We start from the raw sequence: 23,886 nt of genomic DNA on the forward strand, positions 1-23,886 counted from the left end.
GCCGAATGAGAACATTTCACATTTTCTGCAGCCTGTGCCTTCTGTTGTTTGGTACGTCCGCATGCCACCGGATGCCATCCGACAGTCCCCTCCTGATGAGGGCGCAGGGGTATGCCATGTCCGATTCCACCTACAGCTTTGCACCTTGGCTGGCACAACTCATCGACTCTTTCGTTGCACAACATCCGAACCTGAACTATGACATCTTTATCAACAAGATTGACGAAGATACCTTGCAACTGGCACTGCAAGGGACGGTCACAATGCGAATGGAAGGAGAACGCGCATGCTATGAACTGCATCCGCTGACTGTATACAAAAGCGGAAATATGTCTGTCAACGTCTACAGCGGAGCGGAAATGTTCCTCGTTCCCCGTGCAGACTCTCTACTGCCTGAAAAAGGCGACTATTATCCAACGGCACGCAGGGAAGCCTTCTGTCTCATCTATGTCTATGACGACAGTCTACACTTCTTCCGGGACTGGAGAGAGGCAGATATCTATCCCTTTACTGAACATCGTATGAACGTATGGCAACCTGACGATGATGAAACAACTGACTGACTTTCTGAAAACATGCCTGCTCCTGCTGCTGGCGATAACTGTCTCGTGCAGACCTGTCCCCGAAAAGGAGCCTCAACCGATATACACGTTCCAGCAGTCCTTCCACCCGTCGATAGAGGCGGTTGTAGACTCATTCACGGCACGCTATCCTGCCACTTATACGGAACTGCACATCAACAAGGTCTGTGGCGCACGGGTATTCTTTGCCCTGCTCTACAGCGGTGAATCTCCCTTGTCAACCGTTCCTGCATGCATAAAGGCATCCACCTTCGACGGAACGGTCGTCAGTGTGTATTCGGGATTGGAGGACGTCTGCGTCCGGCATGACAGCCTGCCTCCCGTCCACGTCGATGAACAGCTCATACGGAAAGGACACTTCTGGCTGATCAAGCATGATTGGAGGAATGTGCTGCAAATCCGTGAGGCGGATGCCCGTCTGCGTTCTCCCTTCGTACCTACACCGGGATTCATTTCTGCAGACGAACTGAACACCCACATCATGATGGACAGCATCAAACGTTATGACGACCTGCATCATAGGGGCATCATTTATTGAGTATCAGCTTTCCATCGTAAAGACCGTTCCTTTTGGCAACAGCAAACCGGGGCTCACCCCTTCCGTCGGGCACGCAGATACTCCACAATGCCGGGGATGAGGGAGATGATGATGATGGCGACGATGACCAGCTTCAGGTTCTCCTGGATGAACGGCTGGTTGCCGAAGAGATAGCCCGCATAGAGGAATGAGGCGACCCAGAGAAGGCCTCCCGTGAGGTTGTAGAGCATGAAGTAGGTGTAGTGCATCCGTCCCATGCCTGCCACGAAAGGAGCGAAGGTACGGACAATGGGGACGAAGCGGGCGAGGATGATGGTCTTTCCACCATACTTCTTATAGAACTCATGTGTCTTGTCGAGATAGCTCTGCTTGAAGATTTTGGAGTCCGGGTTGCTGAAGAGCTTCTTGCCAAAGAAGTGCCCGATGGCGTAGTTGCACGAGTCGCCCAGCACGGCGGCGGCAAAGAGCACGAGTGCCAGCAGGTGCACGCTCAGCGGCATGTCAGGCTGGGCGGCAATGGCTCCGCCGACGAAGAGGAGGGAGTCTCCCGGGAGGAAAGGGGTGACCACGAGTCCGGTCTCGCAGAAGATGATGAGGAACAGGATGGCGTAGGTCCACTCATGGTAGTCGCGCACCATCTCGACCATGTGCTGGTCGATGTGGAGGAGGAAGTCGATGATAAATTCCATAGGGTTGTGTGATGTGTTTGTGTGTACGGGCTCCGGGGAGCTTCCGGGGACAAAGATACGCATTTCAGCGGAATATCTGCAAGGGGTAGAGGGAGGAGAAGCCGCCGCCTCTTTCCGCACACAAAAAAAAATAGACCCATCTTCACAGACAGGTCTATTCTATTATAAACTTTTGTTTTAACAAAGCACAAGATTCCTCTTGTGTTTATCGTGGTCGGGCCGAAGCCCGTTGACGGTCAAGAAGGTCATTCAGCCAGCGGGTCGAATGTTCCGTCGGCACCACCATGGTTGTGGTCGCCCCAACCGATGGTCTGTTCCACAGCGGGGTTCTGGCTCATGGCACTCTGTGCCAAGCCCAGGAAGTAGTAGTTCGGTTGGTATTGGAAGTAAAGCTCGCTGTGGTTCGAGTCGTATGAGTCGCCCTTCTTCTTCTTATACGTCAGGTATTTCGTATAGAAAGCCTTCAGCGCCTCCTGCTGGTCGGCAACCGGTTGGCGCAAGTCCATCACGGCTGCGGCACGTTCACCTGAGTTTACTGTTCCGTCTGTACCATAAGCAATGCCGCAGAGCGGGTCGGGGTTGTTGTCGCCCACGTAGCTGTCGCCGTTCGGATAGTCACGTCCGCCCAAGCCGTCGTTGTAGTCGTTGCTGACGCGGAACTCCATGTTCTCACGACGTTGGCCGTTCATGGCGCGATAGCCTAGCCAGGTACAGGTGTTGCCGTTCCATCCGGTGAGCTTCCACGATGCCTTCAGGGCTTCCTGACCCTGACCGCCGTCGAACAGCATCCAGCGGCGCATGTCGTCGAAACGTTTGCCCTCGAAGGCAAGCTCGATCTGGCGCTCATAGAGCACAGCCGACATACAGGCTGCCTGGTCGCTGCTCAGCGTAGCGTCCAGTCCGCAGTCGCCCGTGTAGCCCACACGGCGGCGGATTTCCTTCAGGATTTCCACGGCCTCGTCCATGTGTCCTGCACCGCAGGCAGCTTCAGCCAGGTTGAGCTTCACCTCGGTGTAGCGCAGTTCCATCCACGGAGCTGCCGAACGGCCGAAGTGGCGGTCGTCGCTCCACTCATAGAGCGGGCTGTTGTTGACGTCGTAGTCATCCGAACGCTTGCGCACGTAGATGCCCTTGGCATTGCTCATCAGGCCGTCGGGACCGAAGTTCGTGTTCGACTCCACGTTGTCGCGGTCTTCAACGGAAGCGTACCATACGTAGTTCCACAGCACGTAGTCCGGACCGTTGTAGGGGTACATGTTGTCGGCGTTACGCGGGTCGTTGGCGAAGGCCCAGCGTACGCCCGGGAAGGCGAAGGTGCGGTAGAAGCGCGGGTCGCGGTTCATGAACGGTGCGTTCTGTTCGTAGGCATAGACCGACGGACTGAGCTTGCTGTAGGTGCTGTTGCTCGGACGCTTGCCGTCTGCCATGGGGAACATGCTGATAATCATTTCCGACGGGGTCTTGCCGCCTCCGCCTTGTGCGTTTGACGGACGGATGCCGCTCTCCCAGGCATTGTTGCGTGCATAGTCGGGCACGCCGCCGGGGTTGATGGTGTTGTAGAGCGTCACGAGGACGGCTTCCTTGCTCCGCTTGTTGCCTGCCGGACTGAAGATGCGTGCCCAGTTGGCTGCATTGGTCTCGTAGGTCGTCTCCTCATAGCCGTAGCCGCAGCCCTCGATGACGGGCAGTGCCTCCTTCATGAAGGTGTAGGCGTCCTGCCAGCGTTGCTGGTCGTTGGCGCGGTTGAAGAGCGGGCTTGCCCAGAGCAGGAGCAGACGTCCCTTCAGCGCGAGTGCCGTACCGGTGGTCACACGTCCGTAGTTGGAGTCTTCCCATCCGCCGTTGGCTGTGGCGGGCGTCAGCAGTTCGGCTGCCAGGTCGAGGTCGGAGATGATGAAGTCGATGGTTGCCTTTGTCGACGAACGTGGCGTCTGTGAGTCAGCCACGGGGTCCTGCACCTCGGTGATGATGGGCACACCGCCGTACCACTTCACGAGGTTGTAGTAGCACCATGCACGCCAGAAGTAGACTTGTCCGAGGAGCTGGTCCTTGTCCTCCTGGGGGATGTTGCCGTTCGTCAGTCCGCGGATGACGTCGTTACAGTTGCGGATGCGTCCCCAAACGGACTCGCGGATGTTGTTCGACTGGTTCTGGAAGTAGTCGGGCACGGTGTTCGCACCGCTGAGGTAGGTCAGCTTGTTCTGCGGGTCGTTGAACTTGTCGAAGCCGCTGTACTCCTCCGTACACTTCGAGAGCAGGTCGGCAGAGCCGCTGGAGGGATATTTCCAGTTGGGACCGTCCAGTGTCGGCTGGCAGAACCAGTAGATGTCGCTCACACGTCCGGTGGCTCCGCTGACGTAGTTGTAGACGTCCTCGCTCACCTGGTCGTAGTTCTTCTTGTCCTGGAGGAACTGGTCGCTGCACGCTGTGAGGGCGGCAGAGGCGGTCAGGGCAAGGGCAAATAGTTTTATCGTTGTTCTTTTCATTGTCGTTCGGTTAATGTGTTTTTAGAATGAGATGTTGATACCCACGGTGAACTTGCGCAGTGAGGGATAGCTGTCGAAGCTGCTCATCGGGTCCATGAAGTTGTCAGGATAGGGGTTGTAGAGGCTCAACAGGTTCTGTCCCGTCACGTTGAAGCGGCAGCTCTGGATGCCGAGCATCTTGGTGACGCTCGACGGCAGTGCGTAGGCGAGTGTCAGGCGGTTGAGGCTGATGCGTGTGCTGCTGATGCGCCAGAAGGTCGAAGCCACGCTGTTCACGCTGGAGTAGGCGAGGTTCGGATACTTGGCATCGCGGTTCTCTGCCACGACGAGGTTGCCCGAAGCGTCGTAGACATCCTGATAGGAGTACATGTTGTCCACGTTCCAGAACGACGGCATGTTGGAGTATTCCAGGTCGCCTTCAGCCTTGAGGGCGGAAGTGGGGACGATGCTGTAGCCGCCCCAGCTGGCACCGAGCTGTGCGCTGATGGAGAAGCCTTTCCAGTCGGCGCTCAGGTTGGCGGTCACGCCGTAGGGATTGCCGCGGTGGGAGAGTTCCACCTGGTCGTTGTCCTTGTCGACGATGCCGTCAGGACCGGCGTAGGTGCCGTCCTCCTGCAAAGGTCCGCGGACGTCCTTGTAGATGAGCATACCCGGACGGACTTCGTCCTTAGACATACCCATGTAGGAGGTGATGTTGTACTTGGCGAAGTATTCGTCAATCTCCTGGAAGTTGCGGAACATGCCCAGACACTGCATACCCCACGTACCCTGGTCGGTGCGGTCGCCTTCCTGAATGCTGCGGAAGAGGTAGTCGGTCGCCCAGTCCATGAGGAGCACCTTGTTGTCGGTGTAGCCCGTGTTCAAGCCGATTTTGTATTTGAAGTCCTTGCCGATGTTGTCGCGCCAGGTGATGCCCACCTCGACACCGTAGCTGTCCAGCTTACCGTAGTTCACCTTGGCCGACTGCGTACCGACGGTGCCGGGGACGGAAGCCGAGTAGTTCGTCAGCATCTCGCGGTTCCACTCATAGTAGCCGTCGATGTTGAAGGCGAGGCGGTTGTCGAGCACGTTGAAGTCGAGGCCGACGTTCGCCTTGTAGGTCTTGTCCCAGTGTGCGTCGCGGTTCACGGCGGAGTTGTTCTTGTTCAGTGAGATGTGTGTGCCGGCGTTGTTGCCTGTGCCCGTGCCGATGACCGGACCCTTGTCGAGGTCCATGCCGTAGGTCTGCATCCACTGCCACGGCGTGGTATTGTCACGACCGGTCAGACCGAACGAGGCGCGGAGCTTCAGGTAGTCGATGAACTTCACGTGGTCCTTGAACCAGCCTTCCTCTGACATTACCCAACCGGCGGATACCGACGGGAAGGTACCCCAGTAGTTCTCGGGGGCAAACTTGGTCGAGGCGTCCGAGCGGAGCAGGAACTCCAACAGGTAGCGGTCGTTGTAGGCGTAGTTGATGCGCCCGATGTAGGACAACGTTCCTGATTCGGCGCGCGTCCAGTTGGTGGTCATCTCGCTGTCCATACCCACGGAGTTAGACTGTCCCGTGGTGAATTCATACGGGTCGGTCACCTGTCCGGTCATCCACTCGCTCTCGGTCTCCGACTTTTCGATGGAGAAGAGGGCGCTCACGTGGTGGTCGCCGAAGTCGCGCGAGTAGGAGAGGGTAAGGTTCATCTGGTAGTTGTCGGTGCGGTCCATCGTACGGGAGAGCATGTCGCCGTTGTCTACCGAGTTTCCGCCGTTGGCGAGGATGAAGTTGTTCTCGTCCATCAGCGCTTCGTATTCAGCCTCCTGGCCCGGTATGGGAGTGTACAGGTGCTGTCCGCTACCGGAGCGGCGTGACATCTGATAGAGGTTGTACTCCGTACCGTACTGGTTGTTCTTGTTGGTGCTGATGCTCTTGGCGTAGGAGAAGCGCACGTTCAGTCCCTTGAGGAAGTCGATGTGGCTGAAGTCGTACTCGAGGCTGCTGTTGATGGTCAGGTTCTGGCTCATGGAGCTGCTGTAGTCGCCGTTGTTCTGGAGCACGTCGAAGTGGTAGACCTGGTCGTCGCCCTTCTTCTCGTTGCTGATGCCGTAGGCGGCGATGGGCAGTCCGTTGACATATTCGGGGATGTAACGCGGACGGTAGAGCAGGCGGCGGTAGTCATTCTCCGAGTCTGTTCCGCCGACTTTCACGAGCGGGTTGGTCTTCTTGCCATAGTCGCCGGACACCTGCAAGCTTGCCTTGAAGCCCTTGGCTATCTGCAGGTCGACACCGGCGCGGAAGTTCCAGCGGTCGTAGTCGAGCTTCCCGAGGTTACCTTCCTGGTCGAAGTAGGAGATGCCTGCGTAGTAGTTGGCCTTCTCCGACGCACCACTCAGGTTCACACTGTGCTTCTGCGTGATGCCGGTCTCCCAGTACTTGTCGAGCAGATTGTAGTTGAGTCCGCGCATGGCGGCAAGCTCGTCGGCCTGGAAGAGGTCGAGTTGGGGGTTGAGGTCGGTCTTGAGGGGGTCGGCAGCCTTCACGGCGTTCCACAGACGGCCATACTCATAGGAGTTCAGCATCTTGGCATGGCCGACGGCGTCGGTGATACCGAACGAGCCGCTGTAGGAAATCTGCGGGGCGCCCATCTTGCCACGCTTCGTGGTGACGAGGACGACACCGTTGGCAGCACGTGCACCATAGACGGCTGCGGCGGCGTCCTTGAGGACGGAGATACTTTCAATCATGCTCGGGTCGAGGTTGTTGAACGCCTCCGAGCCGAGGTTCTGCATGGTGTTACCCACCTTCACGTCGTTCGGGTAGATGAAGCCGTCGATGACGAACAACGGTTCCTGTGCGGTCGAACCGAGGGCACTCACGTCGCCCGAACCACGGATGGACAGGCGGGCGGGAGCTCCCGGACGTGCGTCGCCGCCGCTCACGCTCAAACCGTTGACAAGTCCGCTCAGCGAGCTGGCGAGGTCGCCGCCCACGAGGTCCTGGATTTCATCCATCGGGACGGTGGAGATGGCACCCGTCAGGTGGGCCTTCTTCTGCACGCCGTAACCCACGACAACCACTTCGTCGAGTTGCTGGGTGTCCTCCTTCATCACGATTTTCACCTGTGAGAAGTCGGTGACGCGCAGGGTGGAGTAGCCGATGTAAGAGATTTCCACGGCTCCGCCCTGGGGAACTTTGATGGTGAACTTACCGTCGAGGTCGGTGATGGTGCCGCCCTGGGTCTGTCCGGCGATGCGTACGGCAGCACCGATGATGGGGATGTCGGTCTCGTCAACGACCGTACCCGTGAATGTGATTTGTGCTTGGGCAAATGCCGACGTAAATGTGCCGACGGTCATCAATGCACCAAGACCTACCTTTAATATCTTGTTGTATTCCATTGATTCAATGCTTAGTTTGTTTTGACTGGGTGGGTTGGCAAGCCTGTGGAGGCGGGGGGCTCGTTGGCGTCCGCTTCCCCCGTCCGCCTGTCAACCTGTTTGATTACTTATACCAGCGCGGGTCGCCTGCCTGGTTCTGAGTGGCGACAGGAGCCGTCGGTGTGAAGTTCACGCCGCCCTTTTCCTGGTCGTCGAGGTTGATGGCCTGGAGGAACGTTCCGGCAAAGGCAGGGTCTTCGAGGGTTGCATACGGGTTGCCGTCGCTGTCCTTGCGGCCGCCGGTGTCGTTGCTGTGCGGAGTGCTGTCCACGCCCCAGATGGTGTTGCCCGGTGTGTGGCGTTCACAGTTGTTCTGCAGGTACTGGTAGATGCGGAAGACGTCGTAGAAGATGTTGTACTGCGTGTTCAGCACGACGGTGTTCGTGTTAGGCATGTTGTTTCCGAAGTCCTTGTTGGAGAATGTCTTACAGAAGGTGTTGTAGCGGATGTTGTGCGTTGACGAGTTGTCGTTGTTGCCGAAAATCTTCTTCGGTTGGGCGTTGCTGGAGTTGGAGTAGCGGATGAAGTAGGCAGAGCCGTTCTTCACAAGGTTCCAGATTGTGTTGTTCTCGATGGTCATGTCCTTCACCAGTCCGTTGCCGCCGCCGTAGAGGTTGATGAACGAGTTGGACCCCTCGTTGTTCAGCTGAATCAGGCAGTCGGTGATGCGGAAGTCGCGGAGGCTCCACGGCTGCTTGTTGCCATAGATGAGGCTGTTCGGCAGGTTCTTGATGTTGCACTCCTGGAAGATGACCGGCTTGTTGATGACATAGCCGTTCTGGTTGGCTCCGTTCGCCTTGTAACCCAGGCTCTCGGTTGAGATGGAAGCGTCAGGCGTGTCGCTCAGCATGAGGAGACCCGTCTGGGTGGCATTCGTACAGTCGAAGTCGATGAACTTCACCTTCAGTCCTGCCTGTGTCACGAGCGCTCCTTCCGGTCCGACGATGACGCGCGGGTGCGTGCCGTCCTTCTCGGTGCTGCGCAGGGTGATCTGGTTCAGGCGGAAGTCAACTTTGCCGTTGAGCGTGTAGGTCTCGCCTGCTTCAAGCGCGAAGCCCTGTTCCTTCTCGCTGTCCTCCAGGTTGGCGTTGATGTACTCGGCAATGTCCGTGCCCACGGGGATGGTCGTTGCCGGCACGAGAGCGGAGTACTTGTAGACCGTAGCCGATGCAGCTCCGGCGTTGTTGAGCTTGTCGTTGCCCAATGTCTGCAGGCTGATGTTGTAGACGGCGTCTTCTATCTTGGCGAAGGCCACGGAGCAGCCGTCCACGATGCTGTCCTGAATAACGGTGAGGGGATTCTCCGAAGTCACAGACTCGTCCTCCGGGTTCTCAATACATTCGATGTTGCAGAGATAGCCGCCGGCTCCGTAGATAACCGGCCAGGAAACCTTGACACTTTCCGTTCCGTCGGGGTTGGTGAGGATGCTGAATGATGCCTCGTCGATGGTCGGCGATTCCAGCTGCGTGTTCGTCACACCGCCGCTGAAGCTCTCGTCATCGACTCCTCGTGCACACGAGGCGGCGAGAAGAACCACTGACAGGAACGCAATGCCTCCAATACGTTTGGTTTTCATCTTACTAGGGATTTTAAAGTTAAACAAAAGTATATTCTATCTAAAGTTCAAGTTCCGTGTTGACGGTGGAGTGAAAGTACATCAGGGAGGCACAATGTCTGTCGACTTGTACGGGGCGTGTCTTTATCTTTCAGTTCTTGTGCTTTGTTAATGTGCTTTTCTTCCCAGGTTCTTTGTGTTTGTATGACGCTGCGAAGGTATGTTAAAAAACTAGTGGGTAGGGAGTAAAATTCTCTCAAAAAGGCGGACGTATGTTGCACTATTGCCTTTTAACGTGCCGTGTACCCGTCGCAGACCGTTCTGTCCGTGGAGGTTGGGGATTGTCGGACGGAAGACTCCTCCGGCGGGAAGGGAGTGTGGGCATCTTCCGAATTCGTGACAACGTGTAAATATTTATCGTCTCTCTCTTTTCAGACCTCTGTCTCTACGTTCGTACGGACGCGTCGCCACGCTCGTACGGACGCGTCCGCACGACGCTACGGACAGGCTCGTACGAAGCTGCGGACACGTTCGTACGAAGGTCTGAAATAGTTTTGCTATAACGTGTTGACAAACAGAATGCGGCGTTTGCTCTTGCGCCTACGTTTTACACCCCTTGCCGACCCTCCGGAGGGCGTCTGTATGTCCTGTTTTTTCGCATCATCGGACGGACATTTTCCGGAAATCAGGTCTTCCGCCTTCAAATACAGCCCCGTTCATGCCGGAAGCTGCGTGAAATCGTCGTATCTTTGCGCCCGTATAACAAAGAACATAGATGAAGACATTTCAAGAGTTAGGTGTTTCCGAGGAGATACTGAGAGCCATCACGGAGCTGGGGTATGAGAATCCCATGCCCGTCCAAGAAGAAGTAATCCCTTATCTGCTGGGAAACGGGAATGACGTTGTAGCTCTAGCCCAAACCGGAACGGGAAAGACGGCTGCCTTCGGACTGCCGCTGATCCAGAAAATCGAAGTTAAGAACCGCGTGCCCCAGGCACTGGTCCTGTGCCCTACCCGTGAGCTGTGCCTCCAGATAGCAGGCGACCTCACTGACTATTCAAAATACGTGGACGGCCTGCGTGTGCTGCCCGTCTACGGCGGCTCGTCGATAGAGAGCCAGATACGCAACCTCAAGAAGGGGGTACACATCATCGTGGCTACTCCGGGCCGTCTGCTGGACCTCATGGAGCGTGGCACCGTGAAGCTCGGCACCATCCGTGACGTGGTGATGGACGAGGCGGACGAGATGCTCAACATGGGGTTCACCGACAGCATCAACGCCATCCTGGCGGATGTGCCCGAGGACCGCAACACGCTCCTCTTCTCCGCCACGATGAGTCCCGAGATAGCGCGCATCGCCAAGAACTACCTCCGAGACCCGAAGGAAATCACCATCGGCACACGGAACGAAGGGAACAAGAACGTGAACCACCTGTATTATATGGTGCACGCGAAGGACAAGTATCTCGCCCTGAAACGTATCGTCGACTACTACCCGCAAATCTACGGCATCATCTTCTGCCGCACCCGCAAGGAGACACAGGAGATAGCCGACAAGCTCATCCAGGACGGCTACAATGCCGACTCCCTGCACGGCGAGCTGTCGCAACAGCAGCGTGACCTGGTGATGCAGAAGTTCCGTCAGCGTCACCTGCAGCTGCTCGTCGCCACCGACGTGGCTGCCCGCGGACTCGACGTGGACGACCTGACGCATGTCATCCACTACGGACTGCCCGACGACACCGAGAGTTACACCCACCGCAGCGGACGTACGGGACGTGCCGGAAAGACGGGTACGTCCATCGCCATCATGAACCTGCGCGAGAAGGGACGCATGCGCGAAATCGAGAAGATAATCAACAAGAAGTTTGTGGCAGGAGAGATGCCCACCGGCAAGCAAATCTGCGAGAAACAGCTCATCAAGGTCATCGACGATATCGAAAAGGTGAAAGTCAACGAGGAGGAAATCGCCGACTTCCTGCCGGACATCTACCGCAAGCTGGACTGGCTGGAGAAGGAGGACATCATCAAGAGGATGGTCTCGCTGGAGTTCAACCGCTTCCTGGAGTACTACCGCAACGCACCTGAAATCGAGTCCGTGGCGGAACGTCGCGGCCGTGACGGCAAGGAGTCGCGGGGCGAACGCAAGGGCGGGACGGCACGCCGTGCCGAGGAAGGCTATGTCCGCCTCTTCCTGAACCTGGGCAAGACGGACAACTTCTACGCCGCCCAGATCATCGACCTGGTGAACCGCAACGTGCGCGGCAAGAAGGTGAACATCGGTCGCATCGACCTGATGAAGAACTTCTCCTTCTTCGAGGTCGACGAGCGTCAGGCGGAGACCATCGTCCGCGCACTCAACAAGGTGAAGGTTGATGGTCGCAAGGTGGTAGTCGAGGTTGCCGACGAGGCTGCCGGCAGTGAGGACGCACACCGCCCGTCGGCATCACGTGGCAACCGCCGCACGGAGCGGCGCGACGACCGTCCGGGAAAGACGTCGGCAAAGCCCGAGGCCTCCAGGAAGGCGAAGAAGAACAAGCCAAGCCGTGCCGAGCGGGGCTATACCGAGGCGCGTGGCTCCAAGAAGAAGGATGACTGGAAGCAGTTCTTCGACAAGGACCGCCCTTGGCAGGACGAGGAGCCCGACTTCAGCGAGGAAGGCTGGGCTTGGCGGAAGAAGCGGTAAAAGATAAACGCGGAAGCAGGACCGTCCGGAGACCTGTCTTCCGCGTTTTTGGTAGATTGTCATGGGATGATGGGAACGTCTTACAACAAGCGTTTACCGGCAGGGGTAAGTTCCCAGAATCCGCTCTTGTCGGTTCCTTGGCGTACAAGAATACCGCACTTTTTCATTTTTCTGAAGGCCCTTGTGACGGTAGCTTCAGAGATGGAAAGCTTTTCGGTTAGCTGCGTGTATGTGATGTAAATGTCCCCAGCGACAGCCCTGAGTATTTTCCGTTCTGTCTTTGTGAGCCTTACACCGTCATTAACACCATCATTTGCACCGTCATTTACACCGTCAGCTCTGTTCTTTTGTCCGGTCTCCCTGGCATAGAGCGTGAGCATGATGCCTCCCGGAACCAAGGTGTATTCAGGCGTCTTGCATCCATAATCGGCACAGGCTTCGCACATTTTCTCGATACCTCTTCCCTAAGCTTCCACATATCCGGCGCGAAAGAAGGCATTGGCTATATTGGGGTTGTAAGGTTTTGAGCGGTGCCGTCTCATGAGCGTTTCCGGCGTCCATTCATGATTGAAGGCTATGTCGTTGCTGATATACATGGCACTGTCTTCTATTCGTACCTGTATAGGAACCAGTTCCCCATAGGCACAATGCATGATGCTGTTGTATAGAGCCTCTCTGACGGCCTCACGCGGGAAAGGATACGTCTCGATGCGTGTGTCCTTGTCATAGGAAATGTCTGCAATGAGGTACTTCGTATAAATCAGGTCAATCACTTTATCGGCCTGGAGAAAGAGTGACCCGTGTATCTCATCCTGGTATCTTAGCTCAGAGCCTTTGCCGAAGCGTCCGATTTTGATGTATGCTCCCGCAAACCACCGTTCAGGGTCCCGGTGAAACAGAAGTATGGCTGCACGTTTCAGTTTGTTTCCTGTGGTAAGTTTCAATCTGTCGAGCAGGTCCCCATTGTTCGTTTCGATATCTTCTCGTGTCATACGTCCGTTGCGCACAGCTTCTCTCCGGAAGATGGCAAAGCTTTCATAGTCCAAGTCGTCCGGAGATACCCCATCGACAGGGATGTCGTCCCAATGAGTCCCCGTTTTTTCCAGTAAGAATGCCGTTAAGGCTGCCCCACGCAGTTGTTGGTTGGTGGCGCCACTCCGGTAGTAATATTCTCCGTGGAAGCTTATGGGGTAACTGCACTGTGGGACTCTTAGTTCGAGATAGTCTTTACCTTCGTGGCTGTGCAGAAGGACATCCACGAGGATTCCCAGGACATCTCTGACTTGATTGGGGATATCCTCTTGCAGCTTTTTGCTGTTGTTCACTCCTTTGAGGGTTCCGTTATCAGTGATACCGATATAAATACGTCCTCCTTGTGCATTTGCAAAGCCACAGACCCACTTTAAATAGTCGTCCCGCCAAGATTCCTTGTATTCTATATTTTGGCTTTCGTTCATTTCTTAAGGCTTATAGATGGATACAAAGGTAGTACTAATTGGTGTATCTGATATGGGTAGGGATGAAATCATGGTTCTTTTGTCTTTTCCTCCCCCTTCTCCGGCAGTCCGAGGAAGCGGCGGAGGCGGTCTCTCAGGTAGTGGTTGGCGTTGTTGATGTGCTTTTTGACGGTGTTGATGGTGATGTCGTACTGGGCGGCGATTTCTTTCTGAGACTTTCCTTCCAGGCTGGCGGAGTAGACGCGGCGGCAGGGGGTGGACAGTTCCTCAAAGGCGTCATTGACCATCTGGTAGACTTCCGCCTCGATCATCCGGGCGCTGATGTCATCCTCCAGCGGTTCGCCCGAGAGCATCTCGCGGTTGGCAAATTCCTGTTCGACAGACTGACGTTTGATGCGGTTGAGGAGGGTATTGTGGAAGGCGCGGAACAGGTAGGTCCTGAAGACGGTCTCGTTGCGGAATGTCTCCCGACGCTCCCACAGGCGGAGCCACACGTCCTGCAAGGCGTCGGATACGACCTCCTCGTCCGGCACATAGTGCATGCCGAAGTATTTCAGCTGGCTGTAATACTTCTCGTAGAGATGCCGGAATTGCTTGCTGTTCGTCAGGATGATAGCTTCCCCTTGAGCCGATAAATCCTTTTCCACCTGTTCTCTTTCGTTTTTAAAGGTCCAAAGATAGGGGCAATAAGTTGCAGGAAAGTTGCAGTACCTATTAATAAATACTAATTTTGCCACTCTTTTAATGAAATGCACAAACACCGAACATCAATCAAGAAGATGAAAACATTTGAATTCAAGCCGAAGCTCTTCTCTACGCTCAAAGGCTACTCGAAGGCTTCGCTGACGGCCGACATCATGGCGGGAGTCATTGTCGGCATTGTGGCTCTGCCGCTTGCCATCGCATTCGGTATCGCGTCGGGCGTGTCGCCTGAGAAAGGAATCATCACCGCTATTGTCGCCGGTTTCCTCGTGTCGTGTTTCGGGGGCAGCCGGGTGCAGATTGGCGGACCGACGGGAGCGTTCATCGTCATTGTCTACGGCATCATTGCACAGTACGGCGAGAGCGGACTGATGGTCGCCACGTTCATGGCGGGCGTGTTCCTCATCCTGCTGGGGCTGTTCCGTCTGGGGACCATCATCCGGTACATCCCTTATCCCATCGTGGTGGGTTTTACGAGCGGTATCGCGTTGACCATCTTCACCACGCAGGTGAAGGACCTCTTCGGGCTGAGCATCGACGAGGTGCCGGGCGACTTCGTCTCCAAGTGGGTGGTCTATGCGCACCATTTCCATACCATTGACCTGTGGTCGACACTTGTGGGTGTGCTCAGCGTGGTCATCATCGCCCTGACGCCCCGCTTCTCGAAGAAGATACCCGGTTCGCTCGTTGCCATCGTGGTCATGACGGTGGCGGTGTGGCTCCTGAAGACTTATGCCGGGGTCGACAGTGTGGCAACCATCGGCGACCGCTTCAGCATCAACTCCCAGCTGCCCGACGCCAATGTGCCGGTACTCACATGGGAGACCGTCAAGGACCTCATCTCGCCAGCCATCACCATTGCCATCCTCGGAGCCATCGAGTCGCTGCTCTCCGCCACGGTGGCGGACGGCGTCATCGGCGACAAGCATAACTCCAACCAGGAACTGGTCGGTCAGGGCATCGCCAACCTGTTCTCGCCCATCTTCGGCGGTATCCCTGCCACGGGAGCCATCGCCCGCACGATGACGAACATCAACAACGGCGGACGTACGCCTGTGGCCGGCATCGTGCACGCAGTGGTGCTCCTGCTCATCTTCCTCTTCCTCATGCCGCTGGCGCAGTACATTCCCATGGCGTGCCTGGCCGGCGTACTGGTCGTCGTCTCCTACAACATGAGCGGCTGGCGCACGTTCAAGGAACTGCTCAACAACCCGAAGTCCGACGTCGGCGTCCTGCTGGTCACTTTCTTCCTCACCGTGGTGTTCGACCTCACAGTCGCCATCGAGGTCGGGCTGCTCATGGCGTGCCTCCTCTTCATGCGGCGTATGGCTGAGAGCACACAAATCTCCGTACTGACCGACGACATCGACCCGAACAGTGAGTCGGACATCGAGCTGCACGAGGAACACCTCGTCATCCCTGCCCGCGTGGAAGTGTATGAAATAAACGGACCCTACTTCTTCGGCATCGCCAACAAGTTCGAGGAAGAGATGATACGCATCGGCGACCGTCCGAAAGTGCGTATCATCCGCATGCGCAAGGTGCCCTTCATCGATTCCACGGGTATTCATAACCTGACGAACCTCTGCCGCATCAGCCAGCGCGAAGGCATCACCATCGTGCTCTCCGGAGTCAACCCCCGCGTGCATGCCACGCTGGAGAAAGCCGGGTTCTACGACCTGCTGGGGAAGGAAAACATCTGCGGCAACATCAACGAGGCCCTGGCGAAAGCGCGTGAGCTGCTCCAGGAAGCCTAACCATCATCCAACATACAGACATGAGACTGACTGCTATCAAGACGACACATCCCCACTATCCCTTTGTGGAGGAGCTGTTTCTGGCGGCGTTCCCTGAGAGCGAACGTCGCCCGGTGGAGGCGCAACGCCTCAATGTGGACGGGAACGCCCGTTTCCGTTGTTACCTGCTCACGGAGGACGACGACGAGCGTCCCTTGGGCTTCATCACCGTGTGGGAGCTGGACGGCTTCTACTACGCGGAGCACTTTGCCATCGACCCCACATTGCGCAACGGAGGCTATGGTTCGCGGGTGATGCAGCACCTGCTGGCCCAGCTCGACCGTCCGCTGGTGCTGGAAGTCGAGGTGCCGGAGGACGAACTGACGCGCCGACGCGTGGCGTTCTACGAACGGCAGGGCTTCCGCATCTGCGACAAGGACTACGTGCAGCCCCCTTACCGCACCGGTGGCGCAGCACTGCCGCTCTATCTCATGGTGGCAGGCGATGCGTCGGCAGAACTGCCTGCCCTGGAGGACGTACGGAAGGGCATCTACCGGGAGGTTTACCGCGTGGACTGCTGAGCGCCTGCGGAGGATGACCTCCCGGACGTCGGTACTTGAAAAGAGACAGCCCGCGTCTTCTCCCCCGAGCTGCCGGCAGCATCAGGCTGTCGGGGCGGAGGGAGAAGGCGCGGGCTGTCCCGTATTTGTCTGTCAGGCTGCCTACTTCTTGCGCAGCAGGGCGTTGAAGTCAGGTGCTGCCATCAGTTCCAGTGCCTTCTGCACGGTGGGTTCGGAGTGGTTGACGACCTGGTAGTACTCGCTCATGCCCCAGATGTCGCGGGCGATGAGTGCCTTGAGCTGGAGGTCGATGAGTGCTTTCGCCTTCTGGTAGCCAGCCTCGTCATACTTGGCGCCTACCTCGTTGCCGTCGGCTATGAGCGCCTGGTGCAGCGACTCGGGAACGGTGAACGAGCGGTCGAAGTCGGCGAACTTCTTATAGGTCTTCTGTAGCTCATTGCGGTGTCCGTCGACATACTGGAGCGTAGCCTTGATGATGGCGCCCTTTGCCAGCAGCTGACGGTGGTAGTCCGACGAGCGGGTCGTGTCAATGGGGACGAAGTAGTCTGGCATGATGCCTCCGCCACCATAGACGGTGCGGCCGAGCTTCAGCGTGGTGCACTTCAGCGAGTCGGGGAAGTGGATGCTGTCGGCATTGGTCATCTCGCCCCGGTTGTAGCGGTTGATGAGGTCTGCGTTGTAGTTTTCCGGATTGTCGTACGGCTTCTGGATGCAGCGTCCCGAGGGCGTGTAGTAGCGTGCGATGGTGAGCCGTATCATGGAGCCGTCAGGCAGGTCGACGGGGCGTTGCACGAGTCCCTTGCCGAAGGAGCGTCTGCCGACCACGAGGGCACGGTCCCAGTCCTGTACGGAACCTGTGACAATCTCGGCAGCCGAAGCCGTGAACTCATCGACGAGGACAATCAGCTTGCCCGTGCGCATCTGTCCGTTGCCCAGGGCGCGGAACTCGTTGCGCGGGGAGCGGCGTCCCTCGGTGTAGACGATCATCTCGTCGCGCTCCAGGAACTGGTTGGCGAGGCCCACGGCAGCATTCAGGTAGCCGCCTCCGTTGCCTTGCAGGTCGAGCACGAGGTCGCGCATGCCCTGCTTCTTCAGACGCTTGAGGGCGTCCATGAACTCGTCGACGGTCGTTGCGCCGAAGTTGTTGATGCGCACGTAGCCGACGTGGTTGGGGTACATGTATACGGCATCGATGCTATGGACGGGAATCTTGTCGCGTGTCACGGTGAAGTGCAGCGTCTCGGCGATGCCGCGGCGTACCACGCCGAGGTTGACCTGGCTGCCCTTCGGTCCGCGGAGGCGGCGTACGATGGCCTCGTTCTTCATCTTCACGCCGGCGATGGCGGTGTCGTTGACGGAGATGATGCGGTCGCCCGGCAGCAGGCCTGCCTTCTCCGAAGGTCCGTCAGGGATGACCTGGATGACCATCAGCGTGTCCTCGTTCATGTTGAACTGGATGCCTATGCCCTCGAAGTTGCCCTCCAAGGGTTCGTTGAGGCGTTTCACCTCTTCCGCGTTGGCGTAGGTGGAGTGCGGGTCGAGCTGACGGAGCATCTCGATGATGGCGCTCTCCACGATCTTGTCTTCGTTCACCGGGTCGACATAGAGCTGCTGGATGGCGAACTCGGCTATCTGCAGCTTGCGGGCTGCTGAAAAGTCTTCCGGTTGTTGCTGCTGGGCCTGTGCGCCGATGGCGAGCCACAGCAGGCAGAGTGATAAAAGCTTTCTCATAGTTTGTTTGGTTTTTAACAACCGCCCGGAGGCAGTTGGCGAGCTTGCGCTCTGTTCATGGTAATCTTCTTGTCTGTTTCTTTCTTTATCATAGGGTCCGGCGGACAGGTCGTCAGGTTACCGGCAGGGCTGGCAACCGACCGTACCGCCTTCGGTCATAGTTTCATGCCTTCGGGGAGGAAGCGGCTGACGTCCTTGCCGAAGCTGAGCAGTTCGCGCACGACGCTGGAGCTGATGCTGGTCAGCTCGGGCTCGGTGAACAGCAGGATGGTCTCGATGCCGGAGAGCTGCCGGTTGATGTCGGCGATGGTCTCCTCGTATTCGAAATCCTTCACCGTGCGGATGCCGCGGACGATGAAGCATGCCCCCATGCGGCGGGCGAAGTCAATAGTCAGGTCGCTGTAGGCCTCCACCTGCACGCGCGGCTCGTCGCGGTAAAGGTCGCGTATCATGTCGATGCGCTTCTCCATGGTGAACCACGTGCGTTTGTTCTCGTTGATGCCGATGCCGATGACCACCTCGTCCATGAAGGTGAGTGCACGGCGTACGACGGAGTAGTGTCCGATGGTAAACGGGTCGAACGTGCCCGGAAAGATGGCTCTTTTCATACGGTTTGGTCTGTTAGCTGATGGGGATGCGGGGTGCGGGCAGGCGGTCCGTCCCTGCACGGTTCGTTGTCTCCGGTTCAATCATTCGCGACGTCTTCCTCCACCACGAGGTTGTTGATGATGAAGTTCTGTCGTTCCATGGTGTTCTTGCCCATGTAGAACTCCAGCAGGTCCTTCACGGTGTCGGTCTTGCGCAGGGTGACTTGTTCCAGACGCATGTCCTTGCCGATGAAGTGCTTGAACTCGTCGGGCGAAATCTCGCCGAGACCCTTGAATCGCGTAATCTCCGGGTTCGGGCTGAGCTTGCGGATGGCAGCCACGCGCTCCTCCTCCGAATAGCAGTAGATGGTCTCGAACTCCGGCTTTCCCTTCCCCGGACGCTTGACCTTGTTGCGTACGCGGAAGAGGGGAGTCTGCAGGATGTAGACGTGTCCCTTCTTGATGAGGTCGGGGAAGAACTGGAGGAAGAACGTGATCATCAGCAGGCGGATGTGCATCCCGTCCACATCGGCATCCGTCGCCACGATGACCTTGTTGTAGCGCAGTCCGTCGATGCCGTCCTCGATGTTGAGGGCGGCCTGAAGGAGGTTGAACTCCTCGTTCTCATAGACTACCTTTTTCGTCAGTCCGTAGGAGTTGAGCGGCTTGCCCCTCAGGCTGAACACTGCCTGGGTGTTCACGTCGCGGCTCTTGGTGATGGAGCCGCTCGCCGAGTCGCCCTCGGTGATGAAGATGCAGCTCTCCTCCGTCTTGTCGCCCTTGGTGTCGTTGAAGTGTATGCGGCAGTCGCGCAGCTTGCGGTTGTGCAGGTTCGCCTTCTTGGCGCGCTCGCGTGCCAGCTTGGTGACGCCGGCAATCGCCTTGCGTTCCTTCTCCGACTCCTGGATTTTCTGGAGCATCACTTCCGCCACGTCCGAGTTGATGTGCAGGTAGTTGTCCACCTCCGTCTTGATGAAGTCGCCCACGAACTTGTTGAGGTTCGGTCCGTCGGGCGCCATCTTCAGTGAGCCGAGCTTCACCTTCGTCTGACTCTCGAACACGGGCTCCTGCACGTTGATGGCGATGGCGCCCACCAGTCCGTTGCGGATGTCGGCAAAGTCCATGTTCTTGTTGAAGAACTCCTTGATGGTGCGTGCCAGGTGCTCCTTGAACGCGCTCTGGTGCGTGCCGCCCTGGGTCGTATGCTGTCCGTTGACGAAGGAGTGGTACTCCTCGCCATACTGGTTCGTGTGGGTGAAGGCAATCTCGATGTCCTCCCCCTTCAGGTGTACGATGGGGTAGAGCGGGGTGGCGGTCATGGTGTCGTTGAGCAGGTCCACCAGTCCGTTGCGGGAGACGATGCGCCGGCTGTTGTAGATGATGGCGAGCCCCGTGTTGAGGTACGTGTAGTTGCGCAGCATCGTCTCGATGAACTCGGGGCGGAAGCTGTAGTGCTCGAAGAGCGTGTCGTCCGGTTCGAAAAAGATGTAGGTGCCCGTAGCCTCCTCGGTGTCGGTGGTCGTGTCGCTCTGCAGGACACCCTTGGCAAAGACCGCCTCGCGCACCTTGCCGTCGCGGAAACTGCGCACCACGAAGCGGCTGCTCAGTGCGTTGACCGCCTTCACGCCCACGCCGTTGAGGCCGACGCTCTTCTTGAACGCCTTGCTGTCATACTTGCCTCCGGTGTTGAGCACGCTCACAGCCTCGATGAGCTTGCCTTGAGGGATGCCGCGCCCGTAGTCGCGCACGCTGACCCGCAGGTTGTCCTTCACGCGGACTTCGATTTTCTTTCCCGCGTGCATCTTGAACTCGTCGATGCTGTTGTCGATGACCTCCTTCAGCAGCACGTAGATGCCGTCCTCCGGATAACTGCCGTCGCCCAGCTTGCCGATGTACATGCCGGGTCGGGTCCGCACATGCTCCATGTCGCTCAGGTGCCGGATGTTGTCGTCGGTGTATTCAACCATTGGTGTTTCTTCCATAAGCACTGTATGTTGGGAGGAACGGGAGCCCGTTCCCCGGATTCAGATTTTCTTTTTGTATGCGCGCCGGCGCTTGTGCTGCCGGTTCTCGAAGTAGTCCCACTGCCGCTGGACCGCCTCGTTGAGCTCCAGCTCGGGATTGCTCTCCGCCCACTTGTAGCCCTTCCGGTTGTAGACCTTGATGAGGTCGGAGAAGAGCAGTCCGTTGACGCCCTTGTTCTGGTACTCGGGCTTCACGGCGATGAGCAGCAGGTCGAGCGTGTCGGGGTGTTTGAGGAACAGCGTCTTCAGCAGGTGTACCCAGCCGAAGGGGAACATCTTGCCCTTCGCTTTCTGCAGGGCACGCGAGAGCGAGGGCATCGTCACGCCCACCGCAATCAGTTCCCCCGCCTTGTCGGTGACCAGGGTCACCAGGTCAAGGTCGAGGATGGGCAGGTACATCTTCACGTACTGGTCTATCTGTCCCTGGCTGAGGGGGGAGTAGCCGTAGAGCGGGGCATACGCCTCGTTCACCAGCTCGAATATCTTTTGCCCATATTCCCGGGCGATTTTCTTGGCTGACCGGTACTTCCTGATTTCCAGTCCGTACTTCTGCTGCACCAGGGCGGCGATGCGGCGGTGCTTCTCCGGTTCCTCCTCGGGCACGCGGATGCGGTATTCCACCCAGTCGGCGTCCTTCTCCAGTCCGTATGCCTCCATGTGCGCGGGGTAGTAGGGGTAGTTGTAGATGGTCGCCATCGTACTCAGCTGGTCAAAGCCCTCGATGAGCATGCCCTCGGCGTCCATGTCGGTGAATCCCAGGGGGCCGTGCATGGTGTCCATGCCCCGTTGGCGTCCCCACTCCTCGACCGTGCGGAGCAGGGCCTCCGACACTTCCCGGTCGTCGATGAAGTCTATCCAGCCGAAGCGCACGTTCTTCACGCCCCACTTCTCGTTGGCGCGCCGGTTGATGATGGCTGCCACACGCCCCGCCAGACGCCCGTCCTTGTAGGCGAGGAAGTAGTCTGCCTCGCAGAACTCAAAGGCGGCATTCTTCTGCGGATTGAACGTGTGGAGCATGTCGTCCAGCAGGTCGGGCACGGAGTATGGATTGTGTTTGTACAGCTCGTAGTTGAACCGGATGAACGTCTTGAGTTCCTTCGGCGTCGTCACTTTCTTGATTGTTATAGCCATTCTTCTTTAGTCTTTCACAAGCGTTTGAACGTGCAAAGATAGTGAATCGGACTTATTGTCTGTCTGTTTCGTCCGAAGAATTAGGAGCTTTTTTGCATTTGACGATGACTTTCCGTCCGTCGGCAAGGGTCGTGGCGAAGAGATAGATGTCGCCGCCCTCGCGCAGCTTGAGCCGGCGCCGCAGCTCCGCCACCGTCGACGGGAAGTTGCGCACCGTCAGGTTCGCCTGCCCGATGCCGTCGGTGAGGGCCTTCAGCTCCCGTTTGCCGAAGCCGGAGACCGCCTCGACGGTGAAGGCGCGTCCCGGGAACCCCTCGGCAGGGCGGTCCGACGTGTAGAGATGGCTGTTGGGGTGCAGCTTCGAGAGGCGGAAGCGGACGGCGGGCGAGCGGAACGCCCCTGCCTTGAGGAGCGAGGCGTTCGGTTCGTAGAGGTAGCTGCCCACTGCCGGGGCGAGCGGACAGGCGGCGGACTGCTCCTCGGCGGAGGTGAAGGCATAGCGTTGCACCCCGGCGGCGAAGTTCACGCAGTGGAACACCGGACCCCCGTCCGCCGGTCCGTCCGTCAGCAGGAACAGCAGCTCCCGGCACTCGTTGTGCACCGACACCACGTGCACCTGCCGCACACCCGGCAGCAGCTGTACCGCCCGTGTGATGTCGAGCATGGGCGAGAGCTTCACCAGTACCCGTCGCCCCTTGCGCAGCAGGCGGTCGTGCAGGGCGGCGACGTCGGGCGTGCAGTCGGTGATGTCCACCGTGCGGCCCCCGTGGGCATCGCGCCGTGCCGGGTCGAGGAAGAGGGCGTCGACAGGCTCCATCGCGTCGAGGAACGCTTCCGCCTCCCCCTCGTGCACCCTCACGTGCGGGCAGCCCAGCAGGGGCAGGTTGTGCCGTGCCAGCGCGCACAGCTCCGGTTGCCGTTCCACGTACGTGGCGTGGGTGAAGCCCCGGGCCAGGTAGGAGCAGTCGACGCCGAAGCCGCCCGTCAGGTCCGTCAGGCTCTCGCCCCCGCCCAGCACCTCCGCCTTGTAGGCGGCAGTCAGCTCCGAGGAGCATTGTTCCAGCGGAAGATGAGGCGGGTAGAGCACCCCTTCGGTCGTGCTCCAGCGGGGCAGCTTGCGCCGTGCCACCTGCCAGCCGGCTATCTGCTGCAAGGCTGCCGTCAGGTCCACGCCCTCCGAGGGCCGTGCCTGGAGGGCGAGTGTGCGCACATCGTCCGTGCGGTGCAGGCGGATGAACGCGAGTGTCTGTGGGGAAAGAGGAAGTTCCATGATGTGTGTCGTCGGATGGTTCTGTCGGGAGGCAAAGGTACGAAAAAGTCTCGTTCCCACGCTTTCGCTTTGGCGGATAGGGGCGAATGTGTATCTTTGCCCGTACCAAAACCAATAACAACAGATAGCTATGTCTTTATTCCGAGTGCTTCTCTCCATCATTTTCCCGCCCCTTGCGGTGCTCGACAAGGGCTGCGGCTCCGTGCTCATCGTTTTCCTCCTGACGCTCTGCGGATGGATTCCCGGCGTGATTGCCGCGTTGGTAATCCTGAACAAACGGGAAGGATGATTTTAATTGACAATGGACAATTGACAATTGACAATTGCCCTGCGGCGTGGAAACGATTCCACCAGGCGATAATTGTCCATTGTCAATTATCAATTGTCAATTGATAAAGGTCGCCCCTACATTTTCCCCATGAACGGCTTGTTAAAACGAAACGATTTCCCCGGTTTTGCTGTCATAATTTCCCGATTTACCGTTTTCAGCTAACGCACATTTTCGCAATTTCGTCCCTTCTGGAAGATTGCGCGTTAAATATTTTAAGATACGTCCGTCAGAATGTATCAGAATAAACGGTTATTTACACAATTATACCTTTTCTAACGCGGAAAAACCATATTCCGAACCCATTTTTACGGTCGAAAGCACCTGTGATTGGTTTCGTACGGACGCGTCCGCACCACCGTACCGACGTGTCCGCACCGTCGTAGTCGTTCG

At 57.7% G+C, this 23,886-nt stretch carries 18 protein-coding genes; 6 read left to right on the forward strand and 12 right to left on the reverse strand.

Annotated features, from left to right (window positions below; genetic code table 11):
* The first annotated feature begins 5 nt into the window (after window positions 1-5).
* Both M3087_RS13370 and M3087_RS13375 read left to right on the forward strand, forming a co-directional pair.
* Window positions 6-563, forward strand: a complete 558-nt coding sequence (locus tag M3087_RS13370; protein WP_249096524.1) for a hypothetical protein — start codon at window positions 6-8, stop codon at window positions 561-563.
* Complete coding sequence (locus M3087_RS13375; protein WP_249096526.1) at window positions 547-1,119, forward strand: hypothetical protein; 573 nt, start codon at window positions 547-549, stop codon at window positions 1,117-1,119. Before M3087_RS13370 ends, M3087_RS13375 begins: the two co-directional genes overlap by 17 nt.
* A 53-nt stretch (window positions 1,120-1,172) precedes the next feature.
* On the opposite strand, the gene M3087_RS13380 is transcribed toward M3087_RS13375, so the two are convergent.
* The 4 genes from M3087_RS13380 to M3087_RS13395 form a co-directional block, all read right to left on the reverse strand.
* A complete protein-coding gene (locus M3087_RS13380) occupies window positions 1,173-1,808 on the reverse strand; it encodes a DedA family protein (RefSeq protein ID WP_022384192.1) in 636 nt (211 codons plus the stop codon).
* Window positions 1,809-2,053: 245 nt separating this feature from the next.
* Window positions 2,054-4,294: a RagB/SusD family nutrient uptake outer membrane protein gene (locus tag M3087_RS13385; protein ID WP_249096529.1), complete on the reverse strand. Its 2,241-nt coding sequence runs from the start codon at window positions 4,292-4,294 to the stop codon at window positions 2,054-2,056.
* 21 nt (window positions 4,295-4,315) lie between these two features.
* On the reverse strand, window positions 4,316-7,666 hold the full coding sequence (locus M3087_RS13390) for a SusC/RagA family TonB-linked outer membrane protein (protein WP_410797122.1): 3,351 nt from the start codon (window positions 7,664-7,666) through the stop codon (window positions 4,316-4,318).
* A 103-nt stretch (window positions 7,667-7,769) separates the two neighbouring features.
* Window positions 7,770-9,281 carry a DUF4992 family lipoprotein gene (locus tag M3087_RS13395; RefSeq protein ID WP_249096532.1) on the reverse strand — a complete coding sequence of 504 codons (1,512 nt, stop codon included), beginning with the start codon at window positions 9,279-9,281 and terminating at the stop codon, window positions 7,770-7,772.
* A 754-nt stretch (window positions 9,282-10,035) separates the two neighbouring features.
* Here M3087_RS13395 and M3087_RS13400 point away from each other — a divergent pair.
* Window positions 10,036-11,946 (forward strand): DEAD/DEAH box helicase, encoded by a 1,911-nt coding sequence (locus tag M3087_RS13400; RefSeq protein ID WP_249096535.1) that lies wholly within the window; start codon window positions 10,036-10,038, stop codon window positions 11,944-11,946.
* 80 nt (window positions 11,947-12,026) lie between these two features.
* Here M3087_RS13400 and M3087_RS13405 read toward each other — a convergent pair whose 3' ends face one another.
* The 3 genes from M3087_RS13405 to M3087_RS13415 form a co-directional block, all read right to left on the reverse strand.
* Window positions 12,027-12,326: a winged helix-turn-helix transcriptional regulator gene (locus M3087_RS13405; protein WP_249096537.1), complete on the reverse strand. Its 300-nt coding sequence runs from the start codon at window positions 12,324-12,326 to the stop codon at window positions 12,027-12,029.
* 84 nt (window positions 12,327-12,410) lie between these two features.
* Window positions 12,411-13,403 carry an RNA-binding domain-containing protein gene (locus M3087_RS13410; protein ID WP_249096538.1) on the reverse strand — a complete coding sequence of 331 codons (993 nt, stop codon included), beginning with the start codon at window positions 13,401-13,403 and terminating at the stop codon, window positions 12,411-12,413.
* A 68-nt stretch (window positions 13,404-13,471) separates the two neighbouring features.
* Complete coding sequence (locus M3087_RS13415; RefSeq protein WP_249096541.1) at window positions 13,472-14,050, reverse strand: RNA polymerase sigma-70 factor; 579 nt, start codon at window positions 14,048-14,050, stop codon at window positions 13,472-13,474.
* 132 nt (window positions 14,051-14,182) lie between these two features.
* Here M3087_RS13415 and M3087_RS13420 point away from each other — a divergent pair, with 132 nt between their 5' ends.
* Both M3087_RS13420 and M3087_RS13425 read left to right on the forward strand, forming a co-directional pair.
* Window positions 14,183-15,862 (forward strand): SulP family inorganic anion transporter, encoded by a 1,680-nt coding sequence (locus M3087_RS13420; RefSeq protein ID WP_249096542.1) that lies wholly within the window; start codon window positions 14,183-14,185, stop codon window positions 15,860-15,862.
* Between the two features lie 20 nt (window positions 15,863-15,882).
* Complete coding sequence (locus M3087_RS13425) at window positions 15,883-16,422, forward strand: GNAT family N-acetyltransferase (protein ID WP_022384413.1); 540 nt, start codon at window positions 15,883-15,885, stop codon at window positions 16,420-16,422.
* A gap of 141 nt (window positions 16,423-16,563) precedes the next feature.
* Here the strand turns inward: M3087_RS13425 and M3087_RS13430 are convergent, their stop codons facing one another.
* From M3087_RS13430 to M3087_RS13450, 5 genes are all read right to left on the reverse strand, one after another.
* Window positions 16,564-18,153, reverse strand: coding sequence for a S41 family peptidase (locus M3087_RS13430; protein ID WP_249096543.1), 1,590 nt, complete (start codon window positions 18,151-18,153; stop codon window positions 16,564-16,566).
* 155 nt (window positions 18,154-18,308) lie between these two features.
* Window positions 18,309-18,761 (reverse strand): pantetheine-phosphate adenylyltransferase, encoded by a 453-nt coding sequence (coaD, locus tag M3087_RS13435; RefSeq protein WP_106483956.1) that lies wholly within the window; start codon window positions 18,759-18,761, stop codon window positions 18,309-18,311.
* A 77-nt stretch (window positions 18,762-18,838) separates the two neighbouring features.
* The gene (locus M3087_RS13440) at window positions 18,839-20,722 is read right to left on the reverse strand and encodes a DNA topoisomerase IV subunit B (protein WP_249096549.1); all 1,884 of its coding nucleotides are present in this window, start codon (window positions 20,720-20,722) and stop codon (window positions 18,839-18,841) included.
* 42 nt (window positions 20,723-20,764) lie between these two features.
* Window positions 20,765-21,895, reverse strand: coding sequence for a hypothetical protein (locus M3087_RS13445; RefSeq protein WP_022384409.1), 1,131 nt, complete (start codon window positions 21,893-21,895; stop codon window positions 20,765-20,767).
* Between the two features lie 52 nt (window positions 21,896-21,947).
* Window positions 21,948-23,165, reverse strand: a complete 1,218-nt coding sequence (locus M3087_RS13450) for a class I SAM-dependent methyltransferase (RefSeq protein WP_249096550.1) — start codon at window positions 23,163-23,165, stop codon at window positions 21,948-21,950.
* Between the two features lie 130 nt (window positions 23,166-23,295).
* On the opposite strand from M3087_RS13450, the gene M3087_RS13455 reads away from it, so the two are divergent.
* On the forward strand, window positions 23,296-23,454 hold the full coding sequence (locus M3087_RS13455; protein ID WP_249096551.1) for a YqaE/Pmp3 family membrane protein: 159 nt from the start codon (window positions 23,296-23,298) through the stop codon (window positions 23,452-23,454).
* Window positions 23,455-23,886: the final 432 nt, after the last annotated feature.

This window comes from Mediterranea sp. ET5 (assembly GCF_023337025.1).
GTDB lineage: Bacteria > Bacteroidota > Bacteroidia > Bacteroidales > Bacteroidaceae > Phocaeicola_A.

Excerpts from the sequence above, each read along its gene's own strand:
- M3087_RS13370 (WP_249096524.1), top strand. The coding sequence starts at position 6 with ATGAGAACATTTCACATTTTCTGCAGCCTGTGCCTTCTGTTGTTTGGT.
- M3087_RS13375 (WP_249096526.1), top strand. The coding sequence starts at position 547 with ATGAAACAACTGACTGACTTTCTGAAAACATGCCTGCTCCTGCTGCTG.
- M3087_RS13380 (WP_022384192.1), bottom strand. The coding sequence starts at position 1,808 with ATGGAATTTATCATCGACTTCCTCCTCCACATCGACCAGCACATGGTC.
- M3087_RS13385 (WP_249096529.1), bottom strand. The coding sequence starts at position 4,294 with ATGAAAAGAACAACGATAAAACTATTTGCCCTTGCCCTGACCGCCTCT.
- M3087_RS13390 (WP_410797122.1), bottom strand. The coding sequence starts at position 7,666 with ATGGAATACAACAAGATATTAAAGGTAGGTCTTGGTGCATTGATGACC.
- M3087_RS13395 (WP_249096532.1), bottom strand. The coding sequence starts at position 9,281 with ATGAAAACCAAACGTATTGGAGGCATTGCGTTCCTGTCAGTGGTTCTT.
- M3087_RS13400 (WP_249096535.1), top strand. The coding sequence starts at position 10,036 with ATGAAGACATTTCAAGAGTTAGGTGTTTCCGAGGAGATACTGAGAGCC.
- M3087_RS13405 (WP_249096537.1), bottom strand. The coding sequence starts at position 12,326 with ATGCTCACGCTCTATGCCAGGGAGACCGGACAAAAGAACAGAGCTGAC.
- M3087_RS13410 (WP_249096538.1), bottom strand. The coding sequence starts at position 13,403 with ATGAACGAAAGCCAAAATATAGAATACAAGGAATCTTGGCGGGACGAC.
- M3087_RS13420 (WP_249096542.1), top strand. The coding sequence starts at position 14,183 with ATGAAAACATTTGAATTCAAGCCGAAGCTCTTCTCTACGCTCAAAGGC.
- M3087_RS13425 (WP_022384413.1), top strand. The coding sequence starts at position 15,883 with ATGAGACTGACTGCTATCAAGACGACACATCCCCACTATCCCTTTGTG.
- M3087_RS13430 (WP_249096543.1), bottom strand. The coding sequence starts at position 18,153 with ATGAGAAAGCTTTTATCACTCTGCCTGCTGTGGCTCGCCATCGGCGCA.
- coaD (WP_106483956.1), bottom strand. The coding sequence starts at position 18,761 with ATGAAAAGAGCCATCTTTCCGGGCACGTTCGACCCGTTTACCATCGGA.
- M3087_RS13440 (WP_249096549.1), bottom strand. The coding sequence starts at position 20,722 with ATGGAAGAAACACCAATGGTTGAATACACCGACGACAACATCCGGCAC.
- M3087_RS13445 (WP_022384409.1), bottom strand. The coding sequence starts at position 21,895 with ATGGCTATAACAATCAAGAAAGTGACGACGCCGAAGGAACTCAAGACG.
- M3087_RS13450 (WP_249096550.1), bottom strand. The coding sequence starts at position 23,165 with ATGGAACTTCCTCTTTCCCCACAGACACTCGCGTTCATCCGCCTGCAC.
- M3087_RS13455 (WP_249096551.1), top strand. The coding sequence starts at position 23,296 with ATGTCTTTATTCCGAGTGCTTCTCTCCATCATTTTCCCGCCCCTTGCG.